Source organism: Tolumonas auensis DSM 9187 (genome assembly GCF_000023065.1).
Taxonomy (GTDB): domain Bacteria; phylum Pseudomonadota; class Gammaproteobacteria; order Enterobacterales; family Aeromonadaceae; genus Tolumonas; species Tolumonas auensis.
In genome coordinates, this window is the sequence record NC_012691.1 from 2,135,766 (window position 1) to 2,159,194 (window position 23,429).

General features: G+C 46.7%; 23 protein-coding genes. 9 read left to right on the plus strand and 14 right to left on the minus strand.

From position 1 onward, the window contains the following. Positions 1-85: 85 nt before the first annotated feature. The 8 genes from TOLA_RS09935 to TOLA_RS09970 all read right to left on the minus strand — a co-directional run bounded on the left by TOLA_RS09935 (position 86) and on the right by TOLA_RS09970 (position 9,388). Positions 86-1,441 (minus strand): GGDEF domain-containing protein, encoded by a 1,356-nt coding sequence (locus TOLA_RS09935; protein WP_015879020.1) that lies wholly within the window; start codon positions 1,439-1,441, stop codon positions 86-88. A 77-nt stretch (positions 1,442-1,518) separates the two neighbouring features. Next, a complete protein-coding gene (locus TOLA_RS09940; RefSeq protein ID WP_015879021.1) occupies positions 1,519-2,760 on the minus strand; it encodes an allantoate amidohydrolase in 1,242 nt (413 codons plus the stop codon). Position 2,761: 1 nt separating this feature from the next. After that, positions 2,762-4,003, minus strand: coding sequence for a pyridoxal-phosphate-dependent aminotransferase family protein (locus tag TOLA_RS09945; protein WP_015879022.1), 1,242 nt, complete (start codon positions 4,001-4,003; stop codon positions 2,762-2,764). 13 nt (positions 4,004-4,016) lie between these two features. Beyond that, positions 4,017-4,835, minus strand: a complete 819-nt coding sequence (locus tag TOLA_RS09950; protein WP_015879023.1) for a sulfite exporter TauE/SafE family protein — start codon at positions 4,833-4,835, stop codon at positions 4,017-4,019. Positions 4,836-4,853: 18 nt separating this feature from the next. Further along, entirely contained in the window at positions 4,854-6,473 is a 1,620-nt protein-coding gene (locus TOLA_RS09955) for a gamma-glutamyltransferase family protein (RefSeq protein WP_015879024.1), read from the minus strand. Next, complete coding sequence (locus tag TOLA_RS09960; RefSeq protein ID WP_015879025.1) at positions 6,460-7,662, minus strand: amidase; 1,203 nt, start codon at positions 7,660-7,662, stop codon at positions 6,460-6,462. The genes TOLA_RS09955 and TOLA_RS09960 overlap by 14 nt, the downstream gene beginning before the upstream one ends. A gap of 153 nt (positions 7,663-7,815) precedes the next feature. Continuing rightward, a complete protein-coding gene (locus TOLA_RS09965) occupies positions 7,816-8,664 on the minus strand; it encodes a MurR/RpiR family transcriptional regulator (protein WP_015879026.1) in 849 nt (282 codons plus the stop codon). Between the two features lie 31 nt (positions 8,665-8,695). Continuing rightward, positions 8,696-9,388: a GntR family transcriptional regulator gene (locus tag TOLA_RS09970; RefSeq protein WP_015879027.1), complete on the minus strand. Its 693-nt coding sequence runs from the start codon at positions 9,386-9,388 to the stop codon at positions 8,696-8,698. A gap of 253 nt (positions 9,389-9,641) precedes the next feature. On the opposite strand from TOLA_RS09970, the gene TOLA_RS09975 reads away from it, so the two are divergent. The 9 genes from TOLA_RS09975 to tatC are packed head-to-tail and all read left to right on the plus strand — an operon-like array spanning position 9,642 to position 16,587. Next, positions 9,642-10,685, plus strand: coding sequence for an ABC transporter ATP-binding protein (locus tag TOLA_RS09975; RefSeq protein WP_015879028.1), 1,044 nt, complete (start codon positions 9,642-9,644; stop codon positions 10,683-10,685). A 22-nt stretch (positions 10,686-10,707) separates the two neighbouring features. Then, positions 10,708-11,997 (plus strand): ABC transporter substrate-binding protein, encoded by a 1,290-nt coding sequence (locus tag TOLA_RS09980; protein ID WP_015879029.1) that lies wholly within the window; start codon positions 10,708-10,710, stop codon positions 11,995-11,997. Positions 11,998-12,057: 60 nt separating this feature from the next. Beyond that, positions 12,058-12,921, plus strand: coding sequence for an ABC transporter permease (locus TOLA_RS09985; protein WP_015879030.1), 864 nt, complete (start codon positions 12,058-12,060; stop codon positions 12,919-12,921). Continuing rightward, the gene (locus TOLA_RS09990) at positions 12,921-13,757 is read left to right on the plus strand and encodes an ABC transporter permease (RefSeq protein ID WP_015879031.1); all 837 of its coding nucleotides are present in this window, start codon (positions 12,921-12,923) and stop codon (positions 13,755-13,757) included. The genes TOLA_RS09985 and TOLA_RS09990 overlap by 1 nt, the downstream gene beginning before the upstream one ends. Next, positions 13,750-14,442 carry an aspartate/glutamate racemase family protein gene (locus TOLA_RS09995; protein ID WP_015879032.1) on the plus strand — a complete coding sequence of 231 codons (693 nt, stop codon included), beginning with the start codon at positions 13,750-13,752 and terminating at the stop codon, positions 14,440-14,442. Before TOLA_RS09990 ends, TOLA_RS09995 begins: the two co-directional genes overlap by 8 nt. Next, positions 14,442-15,365 carry an allantoinase PuuE gene (gene puuE, locus TOLA_RS10000; RefSeq protein WP_015879033.1) on the plus strand — a complete coding sequence of 308 codons (924 nt, stop codon included), beginning with the start codon at positions 14,442-14,444 and terminating at the stop codon, positions 15,363-15,365. Before TOLA_RS09995 ends, puuE begins: the two co-directional genes overlap by 1 nt. Before the next feature lie 34 nt (positions 15,366-15,399). Further along, positions 15,400-15,597, plus strand: a complete 198-nt coding sequence (tatA, locus tag TOLA_RS10005; protein ID WP_015879034.1) for a twin-arginine translocase TatA/TatE family subunit — start codon at positions 15,400-15,402, stop codon at positions 15,595-15,597. Positions 15,598-15,599: 2 nt separating this feature from the next. Next, entirely contained in the window at positions 15,600-15,842 is a 243-nt protein-coding gene (gene tatB, locus TOLA_RS10010) for a Sec-independent protein translocase protein TatB (protein WP_015879035.1), read from the plus strand. Then, positions 15,835-16,587, plus strand: a complete 753-nt coding sequence (tatC, locus tag TOLA_RS10015) for a twin-arginine translocase subunit TatC (protein WP_015879036.1) — start codon at positions 15,835-15,837, stop codon at positions 16,585-16,587. The genes tatB and tatC overlap by 8 nt, the downstream gene beginning before the upstream one ends. 240 nt (positions 16,588-16,827) lie before the next feature. Here tatC and alsK read toward each other — a convergent pair whose 3' ends face one another. The 6 genes from alsK to alsR all read right to left on the minus strand — a co-directional run bounded on the left by alsK (position 16,828) and on the right by alsR (position 23,379). Beyond that, on the minus strand, positions 16,828-17,739 hold the full coding sequence (alsK, locus tag TOLA_RS10020; protein WP_015879037.1) for an allose kinase: 912 nt from the start codon (positions 17,737-17,739) through the stop codon (positions 16,828-16,830). Continuing rightward, positions 17,732-18,415, minus strand: coding sequence for a D-allulose 6-phosphate 3-epimerase (alsE, locus tag TOLA_RS10025; RefSeq protein WP_015879038.1), 684 nt, complete (start codon positions 18,413-18,415; stop codon positions 17,732-17,734). Before alsE ends, alsK begins: the two co-directional genes overlap by 8 nt. An 8-nt stretch (positions 18,416-18,423) precedes the next feature. After that, entirely contained in the window at positions 18,424-19,404 is a 981-nt protein-coding gene (alsC, locus tag TOLA_RS10030; RefSeq protein WP_015879039.1) for a D-allose ABC transporter permease, read from the minus strand. After that, positions 19,383-20,912 (minus strand): D-allose ABC transporter ATP-binding protein AlsA, encoded by a 1,530-nt coding sequence (alsA, locus tag TOLA_RS10035; RefSeq protein WP_015879040.1) that lies wholly within the window; start codon positions 20,910-20,912, stop codon positions 19,383-19,385. The genes alsC and alsA overlap by 22 nt, the downstream gene beginning before the upstream one ends. Before the next feature lie 79 nt (positions 20,913-20,991). Then, positions 20,992-21,924, minus strand: coding sequence for a D-allose transporter substrate-binding protein (alsB, locus tag TOLA_RS10040; RefSeq protein ID WP_015879041.1), 933 nt, complete (start codon positions 21,922-21,924; stop codon positions 20,992-20,994). 576 nt (positions 21,925-22,500) lie between these two features. After that, a complete protein-coding gene (alsR, locus tag TOLA_RS10045) occupies positions 22,501-23,379 on the minus strand; it encodes a transcriptional repressor AlsR (RefSeq protein ID WP_015879042.1) in 879 nt (292 codons plus the stop codon). Positions 23,380-23,429 lie beyond the last annotated feature (50 nt).

The window sequence follows — 23,429 nt, forward strand, 5'->3', positions numbered from 1 at the left end:
AGATATTAATGACGCTGGTCAATATTCCCTTTCGGAAATAACAGCCAGAAATTGCGATCATTTCATGCAATATGGCTGAGCGGTGTTATGGGTTTGACGTTACGGACAGTGACATTTGTTCTTTTTTGGCCTGATACATTGCACAGTCAGCATAATGAATCAGCTCACTTTCGTTTTCGCCATGATCCGGATAAATAGCACAGCCAATACTGGGGAAGATCTGTAATTGAGCCTTTTCCAGATTATACGGCTGAGATAATGCGGCTCTGATTTTGTTTTTGATGACGTCTACGTCACCCGTATGCTTGATATGATTGGCCAGAATGACAAATTCATCCCCGCCGATACGCCCGACCGTATCTGATTCACGAACACAGAGAGACAGGCGGTGTGATACCGCATACAACAACTGATCCCCTGTCGCATGACCAAATGTGTCATTGACCTGCTTGAATTTATCCAGATCCAGATAAAAAACCGCCAGCATTTTTTGTTCCCGGCGGGCGATGATTAACGCGTTCTGAAGACGATCCAGAAAAAGTGTGCGGTTTGGAAGATGTGTTAACTGATCGAACTGCGCCATATATTCTAACCGGGAGAGCATGCGCTTGCGTTCGATAGCGGCAGCAACCTGGATGGATACAAATTGCAGTAATTCCCTGTCTTGTTCTGTAAAACGCATGTTGTTATCAGAACTCATCACGAGCAGTGCACCAATCATCCCATTTGTTGATTTGATGGGTGCGATCAACCAGTTCAATGTTTTAGGACCCGCTTCAAAGACTAATGCGGGAAAAACCGCAGCGATAGTTTCAGGGGTTAATAGCAAGGATCGACCGGTATGAATAACCTGTTTTACGATGATTTCCGGCACCCGGTTTGATGGTGATGTATCATTGTATGGATGCGCGCAATAAGGAAAGCTCAGCTCGTTTTTTTCGGCATCATAAAGCCCGACCATAAAATTAGTCGCCAGCAGCAGATCATCCACAACCGCGTGAATACGCTGAAATAAGGCGTTCAGATTACCGGGCGAATTGGCAGCTTCTGATATGGCATAAACGGCTGCCTGCATTGATTCGGAACGTTTCCGCTCGGTGACATCACGCGCGACGGCGACCCTCACCTGTTCAGATTCAGACCAGCGGGCAGACCACATGATATGAACTATTTTGCCATCTTTACGCACATAACGATTTTCAAAATGCGGCTTATGTTCACCATTAAGAATTTCAGTGACTGCATTCAGGGTTCTATCCCGATCGCCCGGATAAACGAAATCAATCATGGGCTTGCCAATCATTTCATCCGGTTTATAGCCAAAAATCTTTTCACTGGCAGCACTGACAAACAGAAAATAGCCGTCACGATCAACGACGCAAACCGCATCCAGCAGTAAGTCGGTGAAATTATAGGGTGGGACATGAGGAGTTGCTTTCATAGCATGACCATCGCACCTTATGCATCAGTGAAATCCGGAATTTCCTGCTGTCGTTAATTAAAGCAACCGGTGATGATTTAGCCAAGCATGTTTTTGGTTTTTGGAAGATTTATGTTCGCCAGCACATGTTCCAGAGCCTGAAGTGCCAGATCAATATCGGCAACCTGAACTGACTCGGCGGGATTATGACTGATACCGCCCTTGCAACGCATAAAGAGCATGCCGACTTCACATAACGCCGCGATGGCAATGGCATCATGTCCGGCACCACTGGCGAGACTCATACTCCGGCCTTGCACATTTGTCACTGCATTTGTCAGTTTTTCTTGCAGGAAGCCCGAGCATGGTGTGGCATCCGAACTGTAAAAACAGTCATAACTGAGCTCTAATTGTCGTCGGGTAGCAATTTCTTTTGCTGCTTTCGTTATCTCAAAAAGAGCGACATCACGTTGCTGATTATCTGGTGCGCGGATATCCAGACTGAATGACACGTCCGACGGAATGACATTCACCGCGCCGGGGTGACACGCGATTTTCCCAACAGTGGCGACCACATCAAACTCTTTCGCAATGGATTCTGCAGCCAGAATCAGCTCACTGGTACCCACCAGCGCATCCTGCCGTAATGACATCGGTACGGTTCCGGCGTGTCCGGCCATGCCTTTAAACGAAAAATTCAGTCTTTTCGCACCATTGATCGCGGTGACGACACCCAGCGCAAGATCCGTTGATTCAAGTAACGGGCCTTGTTCAATGTGTAATTCCAGATAACCAATGAAATCTGATGATTTTCTTTTTGCCTGATGAATTTGTTCCGGTGCCAGACCAAAATCACATAAAGCCTGAGCGAGAGAAATGCCATTGCTGTCTTGTTTATCCAGCCAGTTATCGCCCCAGCTTCCGGCCAACCCTCGGCTGCCCAACAAGGTAACACCGAACCGGACCCCTTCTTCGTCACCAAAACCGACCACTTCGATGGCGAAAGGAAACCGCTTGTTTTGCTGATGTAACCGGGATACCAGTTCAATTGCCGTAATGACGCCCAGCATGCCATCGTATTTTCCGGCATTCCGCACGGTATCCAGATGTGAACCGAGCAATAAAGCGGGGGCCTCAGGTTCCGTACCCTCATACCGCCCGCAAATATTGCCAACGGCATCCTGCCAGACATGCATTCCGGCATCGCGCATCCACGTACCTGCAAGCTGGTTGGCTTGCTGATGTTGTGCGGAAAGATAGACACGCGTTAACGCGTCTGTATCTTCACTGAGAAGTGCCAGTTCATTGCAACGTTCAAAAATACGGATGCCTTCCTGCATATCAGACCTCCGCAGAAGCATAAACATTCCATGCCGATTGCAAGGCTGCGCCCTGAACTGTTTTGAAACCGAAACGGTTTAATACCGCTTCCAGCGCAGAAAGCGTCGTCAGTACGGTATCTTTACGCGCGTTGTAACCCATGGTGCCAATGCGCCAGATTTTGCCGTGCAACGGGCCAAACGAGGTGCCGATCTCGATACCAAAATCGTTGAGCAAGGTTTGACGGATCTGTTCGCCGTGCACATTTTCAGGAATATAAACGCCTAATACGTTATTCATTTTGTGTTTCAGGTTGCCAAATGGTTTTAATCCCATGCCCTGAATGCCGGCCAGCAGTGCATCACCGTGCAGCTTATGACGGGCAATACAGGTATCGATGCCTTCCTGAAGAATAATGCGGGCACATTCACGGGCACCGAATAACATACTGGTCGCTTCAGTATGATGATTCAGCCGTTCCGGCCCCCAGTAATCCATGATCATGCCGAGGTCGAAATAGTTGGAATAGATGATCTCATCATCGCCATCCTGATGATTGGCATTACGGATCCCCTGCTCGACGTGTTTGCGTTTTCTGACTACATCGGCAAAACGATCACTGAGCGTAACCGGCGAGCTGCCTGACGGGCCGCCGAGACATTTTTGTAATCCGGCAGAAACGGCATCCAGTCCCCAGGCATCTACTTCCATCGGGTTGCCACCGAAGGAAGCGGTCGCGTCGGTATAAAACAGAACGTCATGACGACGGCAGATCTCGCCGAGTTCCGCCAGCGGTTGCAGCATGGTGGTCGAGGTATCGCCCTGAACGGTGAGTAATGCCCGCGGTTTGATCGCGATGATGGCATCTTCCACCATTTGCGGATCAAACACTTCGCCCCATGGTACCGAGATGATATGCACTTCGGCGCGACAGCGACGGGCAATTTCACAGAGCAGATCACCAAAACGACCGAAGACCGGTACCAGCACCTTGTCACCGGGACGGATTGCCGATACCAGCATGGCTTCAATCCCGGCGCGTGAGGTGCCATCGATCAGGAAGGTCCATTCATTACTGGTTTTATATAACGCCCGGTACAACGCCATGGTCTGGTTCATGTATTCGGTCATAGCCGGATCATACTGACCAATCAGTTGTGACGACATAGCGCGTAAAACACGCGGATCAGCGTTGATCGGACCGGGCCCCATCAACAGACGGGCAGGAGGATTAATTTGATCAAAAGCCTGAATATCTAACATGGTCGGATTCCTCTTACAGCACCGAAAACAGCATACGGGCACCGGTAAACGCTAATGCCACCGCAAAAACTTGTTTTAAACGAACAGGGTTTAATTTCTGACCTAAACGCACACCGACAGGCGCAAACACCACTGACATCGGCACTATGCAGGCAAAACCAAGCAGATTGACCAGACCAATCGTGCCGAATGGTGCGTCGGCGGGAGTTGTTCCTGTCACCAGCATGGTGATGGCGCCCGGCACGGAGATAAGTAAACCGATCGCAGAGGAGGTACCGACAGCACGATGAGGCGGATAATTACAGCTGGTCAGAATAGGCACACTCAGCGTGCCGCCGCCGATACCAATCATGACGGAAACCGACCCGATCACCATGGCAATGAATGACTGTACGGCCTTGCCGGGCAGTTCTGTGGCGAAGGGTTTGGCTTTGGCGCGGAATAACATATTCAGTGAAACCAGCATGGCAAGACTACCAAACATCGCGGTCAGCCAGACCCCACCAAAGTGGGTAGCCAGTGCTGCGCCGGCCAATACCCCAATCAACAGGAATATCCCCCAGCGCTTGAGTAAATCCGTATCCACGTTACCGCGTTTCTTTTGCGAACGAATAGACATGATGGAAGTCGGGATCATCGCCGCCAGAGAAGTACCCGTTGCCAGCAAAATGGCATGCTGCGGCGCAACCTCAAAACTCTGAAAGATAAAATAAAGTACCGGCACCATGACGATACCACCGCCCACTCCCAGCAACCCGGCCAGAATACCGGCAACGACACCTGTCATCACCAGCGCCAACAGGATCGGGGCTACAGATTGAATAAGTTCCACGTAAATTCTCCGGAAAAATTAATTAAAAGATTCGGTAAGCGAAGCACTAAAAAAATCGGTCAGCGCCGCGCCGTCAGAACGGGGATCTGTTGCCAGATCAACCACGCCCTGTTCGGTTGCTGAAATCGCCCCGGCATGTCCCATCAATTCTGAGCAGGCTGGGATCGGTTGTATTTCATGTCCCCGTTGCTGCAGTGAAGTAAGAATATGTTCTGGCATATCCGCTTCGATTTTCAGGTTATGACTGTTATCACCCCAGGTCCTGCCCAGCAGCCAGCGGGGTGCAGCAACGGCGTCACGGAGTGATTGCTGCTGATAGAGATGACGCCAGATGATCGCGGCCTGAGTTTGCGGTTGTCCTTCACCGCCCATGGTGCCGTAAGCCAGAACCCGGCCATCATTGAGATGTGCCAGTGCCGGATTGAGCGTGTGAAATGGCTGAATATTGCCCTTCAGTTCATTGGTGGCACCGCTTTCCAGACTGAAACTGACACCGCGGTTATTCCACAACAGACCCAGCTCAGGAATCACCAGACCGGAGCCGAATTCCCAGTAGATACTCTGGATAAAGCTCACCATCCGGCCATCTTTATCCCGCGCTGCCATCCAGATGGTATCGCCCGGAATGGCCGGATTTGGCCATGGTGCCGCCTGCTTCAGGTCAATCCCGGCGGCCAATTTTTGCAACGCCGGTTCCTGTAACCAGCGACCGATGTCTCTGGTCGCCACCGAGGCATCCTGTGCTTCCGCATTGCGCACACGGAAAGCCTGCTTGGTCGCTTCCACCAGCAAATGCAATTGCGTGCTGTCATCCAGTGACGGATCAAAACAGCGATCAAACAGTGCCAAAATCAGCAGTGACGCAATGCCCTGCGTCGGCAACGGCAGGTTATAAAAAGTACCTTTACTGGTCGTGACCGATAAAGGTTCCACCTGCCGGGCGCGGTAAGCAGCAAGATCAGCAAGCGTCAGTGGCGAGCCGGTTTTCGCAAATGCCGCAGCGATGCAATCGGCGGTTTTCCCGCGATAAAAATCATCCAGACCAGCCACACTCAGATGTTGCAGCAGATCAGCCAGCGGCTCATTGCGTAATGTTTCACCCACGTTGAGTACATCGCCGTTTGGCAGATAACGCTCACCGAACCCTTCGACCTGACTGAGTTCATGCACGGTTTTACGACTGGCAGCAGCCAGACTTTCGGTCACAGTGATGCCATTGCGAGCGAGGTGCATAGCGGAATGCAGAATGTTCTCCAGCCCGATTCCGGACTGCCATTTTGCACTGATTTCCAGCGCCAGTTGCCAGCCGCTGACGGTACCCGCCACGGTTAATGCTGCCGCACTGCCACGGGATGGGATCTGCACATAACCACGCTCCTGATACCATGCCGCAGAAGCCTGAGCCGCACTCACTCCCGCCGCATTAATGGCGACAGGCTGCTCGCCTGGTTCATGGATCAGCCAGAAACCATCGCCGCCCAGACTGTTCATATGCGGATAAGCTACAGCGATGGCAGCCGCCGCTGCCACCATTGCCTCAATCGCGGTGCCGCCATTTTGCAGGATCTGCATACCGGCTTCGGAAGCCTGAAAATGAGAGGCGGTAAAAGCGAGTTGCTTCATCTCATTTTGCTTCATCTGGTTTTTCCTCACCGATGACATCGCTGAACAGCCGCACTAATGCCAGTAACTGCATGTCGCTGCCGGGTTTGCCGATAATGGAAAAACCAAAAGGAACGCCAGCGACTTTCACTAACGGCAGATGTACCTGTGGAAGTCCGGCCAGACCGGCCAGTGCCGTTAACCCCAGCAGTTTCATGCGAAAATCAGCCAGATCGGCATCGCTGGCGCTACGTAATGGCGCCAGATCAGGCGTAGTCGGAATAACCAGACAGGCGGTTTCCAGTCTTGCGATGATTTCAGCTTTCCATTGCTGACAAGTTTCCTCAGCCAACGCTTCGTCTTCTGCCGTTAACTGGCTGGCCCACTGAAAACGTTCCGCGATATCCGCCGCGAACGCATCCGGATGCTGTGATACCCACGCGGAATGCGTACGCGCGACTTCGCGCCCCTGCAGGGTGCGAAAGGTATTATTCAGTTCACTCAAGCGGGCCGGAGCAAAATCCCATTCATGCAGAGAAGCAACACACGCCGCTAACTGTTGTTTGATCGGCACAATGGCGGTGCACAGATCTTCCGGCAACAAATCAAACAGCGAAGTGGCCCAGAGCAAATCGACCCGTTCCGTTTTGACCGGCGTTGCACCGAATAACTGTGCCCCTACCCGTTCCAGCGTTGCCGCATCACGACACAGCCAGCCGGGCGTATCAAATCGCGGCGCCAGCGGCACCATATGTTCCGACGATAAACGACCGTGTGTCGGACGAATGCCAAACAGGCCGTTGTAACAGGCCGGAACGCGGATCGAGCCGCCGGTATCCGTGCCCAAGCCGACATCTGCATCGCCACGTGCCACCGCAACGGCGCTGCCACTGGAAGAACCGCCCGGTAAACGATCCGGGGCAGCAGGATTAACCGGCGTACCGTAATGGATGTTGCAACCATTGAGGCTATACGCCAGTTCATCGGTCTGTACCCGGCCAATAATTTGCATACCGGCATTCATTAATTTGAGCAGCACCGGTGAGGTTGCAGCCGCTGGTTCATGGGTGTTCAGCCAGGTCGGATTGCCTGCCCCAGTCGGATATCCCGCCACATGATAGAGATCTTTGTAAACCAGACGCAGATCGCTCAGCGGTCCTTCCGTTGCGACTCTGAAATTATGTGGCCCATGCGGGCAGTAAACAGAAAAATCAGTCAAGTTCATCACTCCAATCCGAACTGCAATATAGCCATTAAACAACCATTGTTTCTTTTAGTAAATATAATGGAACTATTATTTCTTTTTAGGGTATAAAAAATCTGCGTAACCAGGAAAACGACTCACGCAGAAGTTTTTATTTTTCCGTTAATTCAGGAACTACCCCCCCAGAGAGGGTTCCAGTTCGTCCATCAGATCAAACAGATCGTCAATCGCCTGCACCCGGCTGTCATCGGAGAGTTTCTGCTGACAGAGATTCGACATCAGACTGACCACCGCCATCGCACTGGCATAACTGGCAAATCCACCGGGGCTGATTTGATGACAGGTCAGTGTCCAGTCCGCATGCGTGGCATGCTCTAATCCGGATGGATCGGTGATCAACAAACACGTCGCCGGTGATTTACCCAGCCACTGCATTATCCGTTTCACATTCACCGGTCGGCGACGCATGGCCACCATAATCACCAGATCCTGTTCGTTAAGCTGACTCAGTTCTTCCGCCAGTGTTTGCCCCGGCTGTGGCACGAGATCAACACAGGTACGCAGTTGCAGTAGCTGCTGGCGCCAGTGCAGTGCGACCGGGTAGCTATTACGAAAACCGATCACCTTGATCTGTCGGGCGGAGCACATCGTGTCTGCAATAACATCCAGTGGTAAACGCTGCAAATCCGTCAATGTCTGCTGCCAGTTTCTCGCTTCCTGCGCCTGATGATTGGCTAATAACGTGCCGATATCGGAGGGCTGCTGATCTGCCAGCAATGGCGAACCTGACGTCTGCACCTTACGCAGATCCTGCCGGACTTCAGCGAAGCTGTCGTAACCCAGGCGTTTAAAGAAACGGCTCACCACCGGTTTGGATACTCGCGCCAGACGGGCCATATCTGCACTGGAATAAATAGCCAGTTCCGCCTCATGCGTCAGCAGAAATTCGGCGAGTTGCCGCTCTTTCGGCCCCATCTGTTCCAGCTGCAGGTAAATCCGTTGTGCAAGTTCCGAGCGCGGCATATCGGGCTTCTCTCATCAATAATTGAAATAATTATAACGGTTTGCGGATCGCCTGAAACACCGCTTCTAAATCGGTTTCCTTAACCGGACGCTCAAAAACCAGCTCGGCTTCAATATCATTCAGATGTTCCAGCATCAGCGTCTGGGCTTCCGATTGTTGCTTGTTGGCAATCAAATCGACTAACTGAGAATGATGGCTTTCATCACAATGATGCACTTGTTCTGACTGGTATTTTTCCAGCGTCAGCGAACTCAGTGCAATCAGTTGTCTCAGGAAATCGAGGTAAAGCTGATTACCCGCTATTTCCGCCAGCATAATATGAAATTCACCGGTCGCTCGGATTAACGCATGTCTGTCATGGGTAAGACGCGCTTCACTTTCTAACTTCAGATGGTTCCGCAGTTTCAGTAAATCCGTTTCCTTTATATTCTGACAAGCAAGTGCAACCACTTCTTTTTCAATCAGCTTACGGGACTGAAACACTTCTCTGGCTTGTTTTTCGGTCGGTTCAGCGACTTCGGCGCCTTTATTTGGCTTGATTTCCACCAGCTTGCGCTGCGCCATTAACAGTAATGCTTGTCTGACCACAGGACGGCTGGTGCCTAACGCTGAAGCCAGTTTGGTTTCAACAAGACGAGTATTGGGCTCTAAGCGTCGTTCAAGAATAGCCTGATAGATCGCGTCACAGACCTTATCGACATCGGACTGCTCATCTTCTTGCATTTACTACACCTCAAAACCACATATTGCTGACAATTATTGTTTAGCTTTGTTATCACGTCAATGAAGATATTGTTTGCACTACTTTGATCTCCATTTGCACTGTTTTGGCTATTTTAACGGCTTTACGGAAGATCATATTATCTAAAGTAACATGTGAATAGCCTTGTGGAACAATAGTTTCAGATAAAAAATCAAACATGGCATATCGATTGCTTACATTGATAACAAAGATTGTTAACAATGGAATGAAATAATGGTGGCAACTAAACCAGCAGTCGAATTAATCGCAGTGTCAAAACGCTATCCCAATGGCCAATTGGCGGTTAGCCAGATAAACCTGCGTATTCCTAAAGGAAGCTATTGTTGTTTGCTTGGACCCAGCGGTTGCGGAAAAAGCACATTACTTCGCATGATTGCCGGCCATGAGTCCGTCACCGAAGGTGATGTCTTACTTGATAACCGCAATGTGACCAATCACAGCCCTGCCGAACGTGGCACCGCGCTGATGTTTCAGAACTATGCATTGTTCCCGCACATGACCTGTCTGGATAACGTGGCTTATCCGCTCAAAGTGGCCGGCATCAACAAATCAGCACGACTCGAACAGGCGCACGAATTACTCGCCAAGGTCAATATGACCGATTACGCCAATGCTTATCCGGAGCAGCTTTCCGGCGGACAACAGCAACGCATCGCGCTGGCCCGTGCGTTGATCCGCAAGCCTGAAGTCGTTTTGCTTGATGAACCGCTGTCAGCCTTAGACCCCTTCCTGCGCATTCAGATGCGTAAAGAGTTAAAACGGATCCAGCATGAAATGGGCATTACCTTTATCCACGTCACCCATTCGCAGGATGAAGCATTTGCATTGGCCGACACTATCGTGGTGATGAGCAAGGGTGAATTGCAGCAGGTAGGCTCACCACAGGCCATTTTCAATAAACCGGCAAATCCGTTTGTCGCCAATTTCATCGGTGGCCATAACATCATCAAGGGCACCATCGCACTGGATAAAACCTTTATCGATAACGCCCTGACTGGCACCGCAGCGGAAACGGCTTTTTCAGTCCGCTTTGATCGCATTGATATTGTTGATGAGCCTAAAAACAACACCATCCAGGCAGCAGTCATGGATGTTGAGTTTCAGGGCAATCACTCACTGGTTCATTGCCAGTTAGCTGACTCCCAGCCCATTACTGTGCTTTGCCGGGACAATGAAACGTCTTTGTCGACGCTGTATCCCGGTAAGCCGGTACATCTGCATGTAAACCCAGCCGCACTCAATCTGTTCACTCACTGATCTGACCCATTGGAGGGATCCTATGACTGTAGATAAAAAACCTGGTCTGACACGCCGTCAGTTTTTGAAAAATACTGCTGTTTTATCTGTCGCAGCAGTGGCATCAGCACCATTTAGTGGTTTTCCGATGATCTGGAAACAGAACATTAAAAACGTCACCTTGCGTCAGTTCGGTACAGGGGTATCTAACCTCAATGATATCGCCCGGAAGTGCAAAGAAGATCTGGGTATCAATCTGGAAATGACAGCGCTGGACAGTGATGCGGTGACGCAGCGCGCGGTGACACAGCCTAAATCTTACGATCTGGCAGATATCGAATACTGGATCTGTAAAAAGGTTTTCCCAAGCGGTGCCTTGCAACCAATTGATGTTCGTAAACTTCGTTTCTTTGACAAGATTTCCCCGCTGTTCACCACCGGTAATCTGCCGGGAAGTCAGATGTCGGCACAAGGCACCACCCCGTTCTCAGTCGGCTTTGTGGATGGTCCCGGTGCTAAAAAGTTTGCCGGTAAACAGACTGATTTTATGACGCTGGTTCCGACCATTTATAACGCCGATACCCTGGGCATTCGTCCTGATCTGGCTGGTCGACCGATCACCAGTTGGGCAGACATTATGGACCCGGCGTTTAAAGGCAAAACTTCCATTCTGAATATTCCGTCGATCGGCATTATGGATGCCGCGATGATTTGTGAAGCCATGGGCATCGTGAAATATGGCGACAAGGGCAACATGACCCGCGAGGAAATCGACAAAACCATCGATTTTCTGATGCAGGCGAAGAAAGACGGTCAGTTCCGCGCTTTCTGGAAAACCTTTGATGAATCCGTGAACCTGATGTCTTCCGGTGAAGTGGTGATCCAGTCTATGTGGTCACCGGCTGTTGCCGCTGTTCGTTCCAAAGGCATTCCTTGTGTCTATCAGCCACTGAAAGAAGGTTACCGCGCCTGGGGCGGTGGCTTAGGTATCGCCAGCCACTTGTCCGGTCTGGAACTAGAAGCTGCCTATGAATATATCGACTGGTATCTCTCCGGCTGGGTCGGTGCCTACCTGATGCGTCAGGGTTATTACACCGCCGCACCGGAAACGTCCCGCCAGCATATGAGCACAGAGGAATGGGATTTCTGGATGGAAGGTAAAGCCGCCAAGACTGACATTCTGAGCACGCAAGGCAAAGTGATGGAGAAAGCCGGTGCAATTCGTGATGGCGGTTCCTATCAGGATCGTATGGGTAAAGTGGCCTGCTGGAACTCGGTGATGGAAGAAAACAAATACATGGTTCGCAAGTGGAACGAGTTTATCGCTTCCTGATGGATCACGCTCCGCAATGCAGGTTGCGGAGCTTTTATACCAATTTAAAGGATTGAATTTATGAGTACTCCACCCGGACAGACTATAAATCCCAGTTATTGGCAGGCAAGCCCGCTTTTTCTCATCATGCTGGCTTTTCTGGTGTTTCCGGTCGGTGTGATAGTGACAGTGAGTTTCTGGGATTATGACTCTTATGAGCTTATTCCCGATTTTATCTGGGATAACTATCAGTACTTGCTGACATCAAAAGTCACCTGGCAAGCCTATGCCAAAACCCTGTTTTATGCCGTAACGACCTGGGCGACTTGTCTGGTGACTGGCTTTCTTATCGCTTATTACCTGGCGTTTCATATCAGAAACAAGGCGATCCAGAATCTGCTGTTCCTGTTATGCACCGTACCGTTTTTTACGTCCAATATTATCCGGATGATTTCCTGGATCCCGTTATTAGGTCGCAATGGTCTGATCAATCAGGGGCTGCTCGGCATCGGGATCATCGATACACCGATCGAAGGTCTGCTCTACAGCGATTTCTCCGTGATCCTCGCTTTCGTCCATCTCAATGTATTGTTCATGATCATCCCGATCTTTAACTCCATGAGCCGGATTGATCGCCGTTTGCTGGAAGCCAGTTATGACAACGGCGCCTCCAGTCTGACCACCCTGTTTCAGGTTGTCGTGCCATTAAGTAAAACCGGCATCGTCATCGGTTCCGTCTTTGTACTCACACTGGTGATGGGCGATTTCATCACCGTAAAAATGATGAGTGGCGGTTTAAGTGCCTCCGTTGGTGTGCTGATCCATAACGAAATTGGCCTGCTGCAATATCCCGCCGCCGCCGCGAATGCCGTCGTATTACTGATCACCGTATTGATGATGCTGGCACTGTTGTTCCGTATGGTTGATATCAAGAAGGAGCTGTGATGAAAACATCATTTTTTTCAGGCCGCCGCATCGAATTCATTACCTTAACAGCGCTGTTTGGTCTGTTCGTTCTCTTCCTGTACGGCCCCACGATTACTATCGGACTGCTGTCGTTTCAGGGGCCGAACGGCGGGTTAACCTTCCCGATGAATGGCTGGTCGCTAACCTGGTTCCGCAGTCTGCTGGAAGCGCAGGCGGTGGGTGATTTTGCCGGTGCCTTCAAGCGTTCGCTCGGTCTGGCGCTGCTGGTTACAGTGATTTCCACCGTGATCTCGATACTGGCCGGATTTGCATTCCGCCGTCTGTTCAAAGGTTCCAACTTCCTGTTTGCACTGGTTCTGATCAGCATGATCACCCCCTCCATTCTGGTGAGCCTCGGTGTCGGCCTGATGTTTGATCGTCTGGGATTGTCCCCAGAATGGTACAGCTCGGCCCTTGGTGCGCAACTGACCTGGTGTCTGCCGTTTGGTGTGCTGGTGATGTTTGTCGTCTTCAACCGCTTTAACCGGAATCTGGAAGCCGCTTCTTTCGATATGGGTGCCAGTGCCTGGCAAACCGTGCGCTGGGTGGTGCTGCCGTCTATTTTCCCGAGCGTTATCGGCATTGCAATGACCAGTTTTACGCTTTCATATGATGAGTTTGCCCGCACGCTGATGACCTCCGGCAGCCATAACACCTTGCCGCTGGAAATTTACGGCATGACCACCAATGCCACCACGCCTGCGCTGTATGCGCTGGGTACGGTCACCACTCTTTTCTCATTCATTCTTATCAGCTTCACGATGTGCTTGTTAGTCGTGATCGCCAAACGTCGGGCCCGGAGGGAACATGCCTAAGATTGCAATCATTAATCCGAATACCACGGTTTCGATGACCAACGGTTTACGGGTAACGGTGGAACGCATAGCACCACCCGGTTTCGAATTGCTGGTGACTCAGCCCAATACCGGTGTTGCCAGTATTGAGGGTTTTTCCGATGGCATTAAAGCCTCTCATGCCCTGCTTGAATTAACGGAACAGATCCAGGCCGATGGCTGGCTGGTGGCCTGTGCCGATGATACCGGCGTCGATGCGTTAAGAGAGGTTTGCTCTGGACCGGTAATGGGCATTGGTCAGGCCGCCATGCAGGCCGCCACGCTGTTAAGTGCCCGATACAGCATTCTGACTCCGATGCAGCGCTCCGTTGCCATTCTGGAAAACAATGCGCGTCGTTATGGGCTGGACGCTTCCTTACAAGGTGTCCATGCGCTGAATCTGCCGGTACTGGCCATCGAAAAGAACTTTGACCTGATCAAACAAAGAGCACGGCAGATTCTGGAAAAAGACAACAGCGAATGTCTGGTTCTGGGTTGTGCCGGTTTCACCCGTTTCCGCAAACCGCTGGAAGATGCCTTGGGTATTCCGGTGATTGATGGTGTTCAGGTCGGTGTGCACTGGCTGGCAGGCTTGATCAATCTGGGTTTAAAAACCAGCAAACACTGTACTTATAACTACCCGGAACAGAAAACGGAGGTGCTCTGATGTCGTTTTATCCACGGGATATGGTGGGTTACGGTCAAAATCCACCGCATGCAAAATGGCCGGGTAATGCCCGGATCGCGTTGCAGTTTGTCATCAATTACGAAGAGGGTGCCGAGAACAATATTCTGCATGGCGATGCGGCCTCCGAGTCGTTTCTCTCTGAGATGGTGGCGGCACAGCCATTACCCGGTGTACGCCATATGAGCATGGAATCGCTCTATGAATATGGCAGCCGGGCCGGCTTCTGGCGCTTACACCGAATTTTTACCGAGCGTAAATTGCCTTTAACCGTCTATGCCGTCGGCATGGCGATGGAGCGAAATCCCGACGCCGTTGACGCCATGCTCAAGGCTGGCTGGGAAATTGCTAGTCATGGTTATCGCTGGATCAATTACCAATACCATTCGGTTGAAGATGAGTGGGCAGACATGCAAAAAGCCATTGAAGTACATACGAAATTGACGGGTTCCCGGCCATTAGGCTGGTATACCGGCCGGACCAGTCCGCAGACACATTCACTCGTGGTGCGTGATGGCGGCTTTTTATATGACGCCGATTCGTATGCCGATGATTTGCCATATTGGTGCGATATCACCGGCACACCGCAATTAATCGTGCCGTATACCCTGGATACGAACGATATGCGCTTTGCCTCACCGCAAGGCTTTAACAGCGGCTACCAGTTTTTTACCTACCTGAAAGATGCGTTTGATGTGCTTTATCAGGAAGGTGCAACACAGCCGAAGATGCTCTCGGTCGGATTGCATTGCCGGTTAGCCGGTCGCCCGGCCCGCGCCGCTTCGCTGATGCGGTTTATCGACTATGTCACGTCGTTACCTGATGTCTGGGTGTGTACACGTGAACAGATAGCCCGGCACTGGCTGGAACATCACCCTTATCAATTACCTGATACATCCGTATAGCAACAAGCCTGTTTTTAAACACAAGGAGCGCTCTATGAACATTGGAATTACTGAACTGTTATTAATCGCTGTTATTGTCTTTTTATTATTCGGCACCCGTAAATTACGCGGCATCGGTGGTGATGTAGGCACGGCTATCCGTGATTTTAAATCGGCAATGCGGGACGACAAATCACCGGCAGTCGCAGGAAGCAAACCTGTTGCTGCCTCGATTGAAAACGACAAGGAGTAGCTATGTTTGAGATCGGCTTCAGTGAAATGGTGCTGGTCTGTGTCATTGCGCTGCTTGTTTTAGGTCCGGAGAAACTGCCTGGCGCGGTGCGTCAGGTAGCCCGATTTATAAAAAAGATACGCGCCATGGCTGATGCCGCCAGCAAGGAATTACAACGGGAATTGCCGATTGATGAATTGCGTCGTGATCTCAATTCAGAACTCAGTGCGATTTCGACTAAATCAGGGAGCGATAAAAATGAATGAAACACACTATACGCTCATTGAACACCTGACCGAGATCCGTCGTCGTCTGATACACGCCATGATCGTTTTGGGTCTGGCGTTTGGTGTGCTGTTTTATTTCGCCAATTACCTTTATCAGTTTCTGGCCGACCCGCTACTCAGTGTCTTGCCGGCCGGCAATCAGATGATCGCAACACAAGTTGCCACCCCGTTCACAACACCACTGAAATTGACGCTATTCGTCTCATTTTTAGTCACACTACCCTATCTGCTTTACCAGATCTGGGCCTTCATTGCGCCGGCACTGTTTCGCCATGAAAAACAACGCATACTCCCGCTGATCATTTTAAGTTGTGCGCTGTTTTATATCGGCATGGCATTCGCCTACTTTCTGGTTTTCCCGGTCATGTTCAAGTTTTTTACTGAAACGGCCCCCGTGGGAGTTCAGGTTTCTACCGATATCAGTTTCTATCTTGATTTCGTTCTGGGCATGCTCTTTTCTTTTGGCGCCTCTTTTCAGGTACCCGTGGCGGTATGGGTGTTGTGCTGGATTGGTGTCACGACCCCGGAATCACTGGCTCAGAAACGATCTTATATGGTAGTCACGGCATTCACTGTCGGTATGATCCTCACGCCGCCGGATATTCTCTCGCAGACGTTACTTAGCATTCCGCTCTATTTACTGTTTGAGTTAGGGTTAATCATGGGGCGAATTTATTCCAAACCAGTAAACACCGCGCTGGTTGAAGCCAGCAACGATGTTTAACTTTTTTAGCTCATAACTGTAGTTTGAGTGGTAAAAAACCGCGAGTCACATTATGAGATATGCTGATTTTAAAAAACCAACTTTGAATAAGAAAAGGATATCTCAGTAGAAATTAAACAAGATAGAGCTTTTCAATTAGTTATTTTTTCTTGCGAAGAATTTCATTAACAATAGTGAAGGCAGCTATATCTAATATAGAATAATGAGATGACCGCTATTTGTTAACGATCACCTCAATAATCATTTTATTACAACCATACTGTTAGCCATCCGAGCGCCTCCAATAGCACCATTAAATGAAGAGGACGAGGCTTTCATGAAAGTTACTTTTTCATATGGCAATGGTTTCCGTAAATAAGTGGATGTTTTTTTAATTAGTTCTTCGAGAGGAAAATCTACCATATCAATTACCCCTCCTCCCAAAACGGCTACATCTGGATCGAATAAATTTATACCGGTAGCAATAGCACGAGCACAGTTATCAACAAGCATCTTTATTTCTGGTTCGTCTTTAGCACAGGAAAAAAGTTGGTCTATAGAATATGGTCGTTCCTTACTTTCATACCAACGTCGCAATGCAACACCGGAACAATTGGTCTCCACACACCCCACATTGCCACAACCACATGTAACAGAACTGTCTCCATAGGGAATATGGCCTAATTCACCTGCAACGCCGTGAGCGCCGACAAAAGGAGCTCCGTTGACCCAAATTGAAAAGCCAAAACCTGTACCAAGGTAAAATCCTAGTACCAAACGATGATGTAACTGATGTTCACTTACGTCATAAAAAAGCTGCAAATTTACATCACGTTCAAAGACAACTTTACAACCAAAATGCTGTTCTAATTTATCAGCCAAACCATTAAATTCTGTTGGCTGACACGGCAAGTTTGGGGTCGATATAACAGTTTTTCTGTCGTTAGATACAGAAGCTGGAAATCCAACAACGATGCTACTGACATGAGCGTGTTTTTCCACTAGATGGTTGGTTATAAAGCTAATAAGCCCGCTTGATAGTCCATCTTGAACAACTATTGCCGTTTTTTCTTTAATTGTTTCAATAATGTCGCCATTAGAAGCCAATAAACATAGGCGAATATGGGTTGCGCCCATATCAACACCGACTGAAACAGCCAATTTGTTATGCATGATGAGCCTCATTTTTGGCAACAATAATCTGATCTTTCATAATAGACCATGCATCTTCCAGAACAGGTGCATTATTGAATAGTCCTGAAGACCCAACAATAAACACATCAGCACCAGCTTCGATTAACTGTTTATATGTGTTTTTGTTACATGAACCATCGATTTCAATTTCATAATTTAACTTATTTTCCTCACGATATATTTTAAGCTGTTTGATCTTATCTAACATTTCTGGAACGAACGATTGGCCAGCGAAACCAGGATCAACAGTCATCACAGTTATTTTGTCTACCTTATGAATATAATACTTAATCATTTCAATTGGTGACTCAGGGTTAAGGATCAGACCAATTTTAACACCAAGATTCTGAATTTTTTCTATCAAGCGAAATGCCTGGCCTGATAATGTTTCAGGGTGAAGAGTGATAAATCCTGCTCCAGACTGAACCAAAGGTTCAATATAATCCTGTGGATTTGTCACCATCAAATGACAATCTAATGGTTTTGTTGCTACTCGCTTCACTTGTTGAACAAAAAATGGAGACAGAGTTAGGTTTGGGACAAAATGACCATCCATAATATCGATATGAAAATAATCGGCATGTTGGTCAATAAATTCAATTTGTTCTTTAAATTTCAGTAAATCCATGCACATTAAAGAAGGAGAAATTTTCATTTTAACCTCTACTTGCTAATTAATCTGTCTAATGCAACCGCAGCAATAATTAAGCCGCCCATAACAACCAACTGATAATATGTTTGAACCTGAAGAATATTGAGCCCATTGTTAATTGTTCCAATAATGAGGCCCCCGATAACAACAGAGAAAATTCGTCCTTTACCACCAAAAAAACTTGTTCCACCGATAATTGCACTAGCAATGGCATAGGTTTCAAATCCGATACCAGCCAGAGGTTCGGCGGCTCCCAAACGAGCAGTAGAGACAACACCAGCTAAGCCAGCACAAACACCAGAAATAATGAAAACAACTAGTGTATAAAATTTAACATCAATACCAGAGAAAAAAGCTGAATTCTTATTTCCACCCAAGGCATAAATGTTTCTGCCTAAGCGGGTTTTGGTTGTTACAAACCAAAGCAACAAAGCAATAATGATAGAGAAAATAACCGGAACCGGTATTCCTATAAAATCATTAGCAAAGAAGTTTACGAAGTCAAATGAAAATCCATAAACAGAGTTTGCATCTGATATAACTAATGTGGCTCCACGAAAAATGGCATTAGTTCCTAATGTAATGATGAAAGGATGTAATCCTGTCCAGTTTACTAAACATCCATTTATAGCACCAAGAGCACCACCGACAAGAACACCACCAATTAGTGCTGCTAACACAGGATCCATACCCGCTAACATTAATTTAGCAGTAACCATTCCTGATAGAGCAAGTACAGCACCAACAGATAAATCGATACCAGCAATAAGGATTGCAAAAAACTCTCCCATACCGATTAAAACTGTAACTGAACTCTGAACAAAAATTTGTGTAATGTTATTTGATGTCAAAAAATATTCGCTCGATATTGCACCGAATATAGAGACAATAAATATTAGTATAAAAAATGTTCCATATTTATCCCAGAACTGAGAGAAATTAAATTCAGATTTATTCATTTTTGGTACCTCTATTCTTGTGGCAGCGCCCATTTCATTATCTCCTCTTCAGTAACCGTTTCACTGTTATCAATTAATTGCGATAAAGAGCCTTCACAAAAAATAGCAATACGATCACATACAGCCATAATTTCAGGCAACTCTGACGAAACCATTAAAATGGTTTTTCCTTCATCCGCTAATTTTCGCATAACTTTGTAGATTTCTGACTTTGCACCAACATCAATACCTCGCGTTGGCTCATCAAAAATTAGCACCGTAGGATCGCAGCACAACCATTTAGATATAATTACCTTTTGTTGATTTCCGCCAGATAATTCATTAATGTTTTGATCAATTGAACTACATTTCAAAGATAATAACTTTCTTTGTTCTTCTGCAATTTTTCTTTCTGTTTTATGGTCAAAAAGTCCGAGTGAGCCTTTAAATCCACCTAACTTTAAACTATTCGATATAGCCATATTCTGAGCAATAGAAAAGTTGCCAAAGAATCCATTCTCACGACGACTTTCAGTTATATATCCCATACCTTTTTTCAATGCATCCAAAGGAGAGCTTGGGGTGATATCAATACCATTCAATATAACTTTGCCTGTTTTTTTTGGTTCAGCTCCAAAAATACAATTCATGAATTCAGTTCGACCAGAACCTACCAACCCTGCGAACCCAAGAATTTCACCTTTATTTACCTGAAATGAAATATTTTTAACTCGTTTATTATCTTTACTGGTTATATTTTGAACTTCAAATATTGGTTTTTGATTAACCTGTGAAGTTCCTCGTAAACCAGTAAACCTATTTTGAATATCACGACCCACCATCATTTTGATAATATCTTCATTTGATACATCAGCGATAAGTCCAGAATACACACTGCTACCATCTTTCATTACAGTGTATCGGTCACATATACGTCGTATTTCATTAAGCTTATGTGAGATATAAATTATGGATTTACCTTCTTTTCTTAACTGATCCATTATCATGAAAAGATATTCAACTTCTTTGTTGGTAAGTGATGAAGTCGGTTCGTCCATTATAATTACTTCAGCGTTTAACATTAATGTCTTGGCTATTTCTAACATTTGTTTTTGGCTGATAGAAAGATTGGCAACTTTCTCATTAAGGTCTATTTTTAGTCCAACACGTAATAACATAATAGAAGCTTTTTTTTGCATCTCATTCCAATCAACGACGTTGATACCAAAGACCTTTTTTATTGGCAGCCTTCCAATGAACATATTTTCTAGAACACTAAGTTCATCTATAACGCTTAATTCTTGGTAAATAATCCCGATACCTAATTCAGCAGCAAGTTTATGATCCAGCTTGCTATATTCATGACCAAGTACATTAATTGTTCCTGCACTAGGTTCATGGATTCCAGAAAGAATTTTCATCAAGGTTGATTTACCAGCACCATTTTCACCCAATAAAGCATGTATCTCATGGCTATATATTTCTAAATCGACTGATTTTAGCGCCTGAACAGGACCGAAATATTTAGCAATCTTTTCCATTTTTATATATGGCTTGGTCATACCTGTCTCCAGCCTTAAATTGAGACAGAAATTAATTCCGTCTCAATTTTTAATAAAGGAGTTATAAACAACTAAGTGATTATTTAGTTACTAATACAGAATCAACAAGTTCAAATTTAGGCTCAGAACCAAGAGGGATAATTTTCCCTGATTTAACAGAATCGACTAATAAATCTAATCCCTTTGCACCAATTTCTGCTGGATTTTGAGCGACTGTAGCAGTCATTGAACCTTCTGAAACCATTTTACGAGCCTCAGGGATACCATCTGTACCAACTACAAGTATTTTTCCTTTTTTACCTGCATTTGTGACTGCTTGTGCCACACCCATAGCCATTGTGTCATTAGCACAATAGAAAGCTTTTATATCTGGATTACGTTGGAGCACGTTAGTTGCAACATCAAGAGCCTTGATGCGGTCCCAATCAGCAGGTTGGCTTGCCACTAATTTCACGGATTTCTGACTTAAAAATACACTTGTTGCACCATTTTTTCTTGCTTCACCTGAAGCATTTCCCGCCTTACCTTCAATAATGGCAACATCACCACCAGTAGCGCCTAATGTGTCAACAATAAATTGTGCTCCACGGGCACCAACAGCGACATTATCTGTGGTAATAAAAGCCTCAACATTACCTTTGGCTTTAGCTAGGTTATCCATATCTACTTTTTCATCGAGATTCACTAAATGGATACCTTTTTGATAGGCTTTAGCTGCCGGTACAACAAGATTGGCTGCTGATAACGGTGCAAATGCGATACCTTTGTAGTTTTTGTTAGTCAAATCTTCAAATAGCTGTAATTGGGCCTGAAAATCCCCTTCCGATGATGTTGCAAATACATCCACACTAACACCTAGAGTTTTAGCTTCTTGTTCAATACCAGCTTTCATATCAACCCAGAAAGGATTCGATAGTGTTTTTAAAATAACCGCGTAATCAGCTGCGTGCGCTGCACTCGACAGCATTAGGCCACATGTAGTAGCAGCAACAACTTTCAGTAACTTATGCATGGTGTATCTCCAGAGGTTTCATTTCAGTTGTACTTGACGTTTAGGACGTCCTGGAATTCCTTTAACAAGACAGCAATGGAACTCAATAAGTTCACACAATTAAATCTATCAGTAAAGTTTACTAACGACAATTATCTCGCGAGATCAACTTCACATATTTAATTAAAACCGTAAAGAAACCGAGCCGACGTCAAAAGGCGGATTCTAAAGGGGCTTTTTTTATGGGTTTATTAGATTAAATAGCGCAATTCATGCATTTAAGAAGGGTGTAGTGCGGATAGTGAGTAAGTGATATTGGTTTTATAACTTGGCAAGCCATTTATGTGGCAGCGCAGTATCTTCACAATATGAGAGTTCAATGTAAACAAATTAAAGAAAGATGAAGTAAATTAGCTAATCTGCATATATCTGAGATATAGATCACAAACTAGCTATGAAAAGAAAAAGGCATTTGCTCGAATGAGCATATTTTGAGGTGCGTAAAAACAAGGTAAATCCAAACGAAGCTTAAATTACGACATTAATTATGACTAATTTGGGCTATTAGTTCTAAAAACGTCTGAGGCCGATGTATAGTTAATCAACACTGCCTTTCCCATGTAGATGCCGAACAACTCTTGAACCACGAGTGAGCTTTTCACGATTTTTATCGTGATCTTGTAATAGGATCGCGATAAATAAAACATCTAAAAGATTGAGCTGTACTATGCGAGCAACAGCATTTTGACCAAGTAATATCCCTCCTTTGGCAGGACTGAATATTGCGTAATCAGCTAGTTGTGCCAAGGCAGATGTATCATTATTAGTAATGCATATTACTCGTGAGTGTCTTTGTTTTGCGTTTTCTACAGCTTTAAGCAATTCTCTTGTATCACCAGATTGAGATATAACAACAATAACGTCATTTTCATCCAGCTGACTTGACACCATAAGCATCATATGGAAATCACTGTAGGCTCTACTTAGAATACCAATACGAAGTAGTTTATGTTCAAAGTCCTGGCAAACAGCAGCAGAACCTCCAACACCGAAGATAACAACATTCTTTGCATTAAAAATTAGTTGAGCTGCATTTGCTATCAGGATCGGATCGGCAACGGATCTAGCTTCTTTCATTGCTTGAATTGAATTGGCAAATACCTTGTTCAATACAGATTCAACGCTGTCAGTTGGTTCAATTTCTTGTTCACTGTCAATTGGCAATGAACTCAGATATTCGACTAACGCTTGTCGTAACTCACGAAATCCAGCAAATCCCAACTTCTTGGATAATTTGACTATTAGTGGTTCTGAAACCTCAAGTTGCTCAGCGACAGATTTTATGCTGGTCTTACTCTCTACATTCCCTTTGGCTAAGAGCCATTCAGCAATTTGACGCTCGGTGTTACTGAGCCCTGGCAATGCCATGCGAATTTTCGCGCCTGTAGCTAATGCATCGAGATTAGTATCTATCATCTAAATTTCTGCTCAATGTGTAGTTTTGTATCTGTTAGATAGTATATCTT

Bases quoted from the DNA above. Each gene is read 5' to 3' on its own strand.
- TOLA_RS09935 (WP_015879020.1), bottom strand. From the start codon at position 1,441: ATGAAAGCAACTCCTCATGTCCCACCCTATAATTTCACCGACTTACTG.
- TOLA_RS09940 (WP_015879021.1), bottom strand. From the start codon at position 2,760: ATGCAGGAAGGCATCCGTATTTTTGAACGTTGCAATGAACTGGCACTT.
- TOLA_RS09945 (WP_015879022.1), bottom strand. From the start codon at position 4,003: ATGTTAGATATTCAGGCTTTTGATCAAATTAATCCTCCTGCCCGTCTG.
- TOLA_RS09955 (WP_015879024.1), bottom strand. From the start codon at position 6,473: ATGAAGCAAAATGAGATGAAGCAACTCGCTTTTACCGCCTCTCATTTT.
- TOLA_RS09960 (WP_015879025.1), bottom strand. From the start codon at position 7,662: ATGAACTTGACTGATTTTTCTGTTTACTGCCCGCATGGGCCACATAAT.
- TOLA_RS09965 (WP_015879026.1), bottom strand. From the start codon at position 8,664: ATGCCGCGCTCGGAACTTGCACAACGGATTTACCTGCAGCTGGAACAG.
- TOLA_RS09970 (WP_015879027.1), bottom strand. From the start codon at position 9,388: ATGCAAGAAGATGAGCAGTCCGATGTCGATAAGGTCTGTGACGCGATC.
- TOLA_RS09975 (WP_015879028.1), top strand. From the start codon at position 9,642: ATGGTGGCAACTAAACCAGCAGTCGAATTAATCGCAGTGTCAAAACGC.
- TOLA_RS09980 (WP_015879029.1), top strand. From the start codon at position 10,708: ATGACTGTAGATAAAAAACCTGGTCTGACACGCCGTCAGTTTTTGAAA.
- TOLA_RS09985 (WP_015879030.1), top strand. From the start codon at position 12,058: ATGAGTACTCCACCCGGACAGACTATAAATCCCAGTTATTGGCAGGCA.
- TOLA_RS09990 (WP_015879031.1), top strand. From the start codon at position 12,921: ATGAAAACATCATTTTTTTCAGGCCGCCGCATCGAATTCATTACCTTA.
- TOLA_RS09995 (WP_015879032.1), top strand. From the start codon at position 13,750: ATGCCTAAGATTGCAATCATTAATCCGAATACCACGGTTTCGATGACC.
- puuE (WP_015879033.1), top strand. From the start codon at position 14,442: ATGTCGTTTTATCCACGGGATATGGTGGGTTACGGTCAAAATCCACCG.
- tatA (WP_015879034.1), top strand. From the start codon at position 15,400: ATGAACATTGGAATTACTGAACTGTTATTAATCGCTGTTATTGTCTTT.
- tatB (WP_015879035.1), top strand. From the start codon at position 15,600: ATGTTTGAGATCGGCTTCAGTGAAATGGTGCTGGTCTGTGTCATTGCG.
- tatC (WP_015879036.1), top strand. From the start codon at position 15,835: ATGAATGAAACACACTATACGCTCATTGAACACCTGACCGAGATCCGT.
- alsK (WP_015879037.1), bottom strand. From the start codon at position 17,739: ATGCATAACAAATTGGCTGTTTCAGTCGGTGTTGATATGGGCGCAACC.
- alsE (WP_015879038.1), bottom strand. From the start codon at position 18,415: ATGAAAATTTCTCCTTCTTTAATGTGCATGGATTTACTGAAATTTAAA.
- alsC (WP_015879039.1), bottom strand. From the start codon at position 19,404: ATGGGCGCTGCCACAAGAATAGAGGTACCAAAAATGAATAAATCTGAA.
- alsA (WP_015879040.1), bottom strand. From the start codon at position 20,912: ATGACCAAGCCATATATAAAAATGGAAAAGATTGCTAAATATTTCGGT.
- alsB (WP_015879041.1), bottom strand. From the start codon at position 21,924: ATGCATAAGTTACTGAAAGTTGTTGCTGCTACTACATGTGGCCTAATG.
- alsR (WP_015879042.1), bottom strand. From the start codon at position 23,379: ATGATAGATACTAATCTCGATGCATTAGCTACAGGCGCGAAAATTCGC.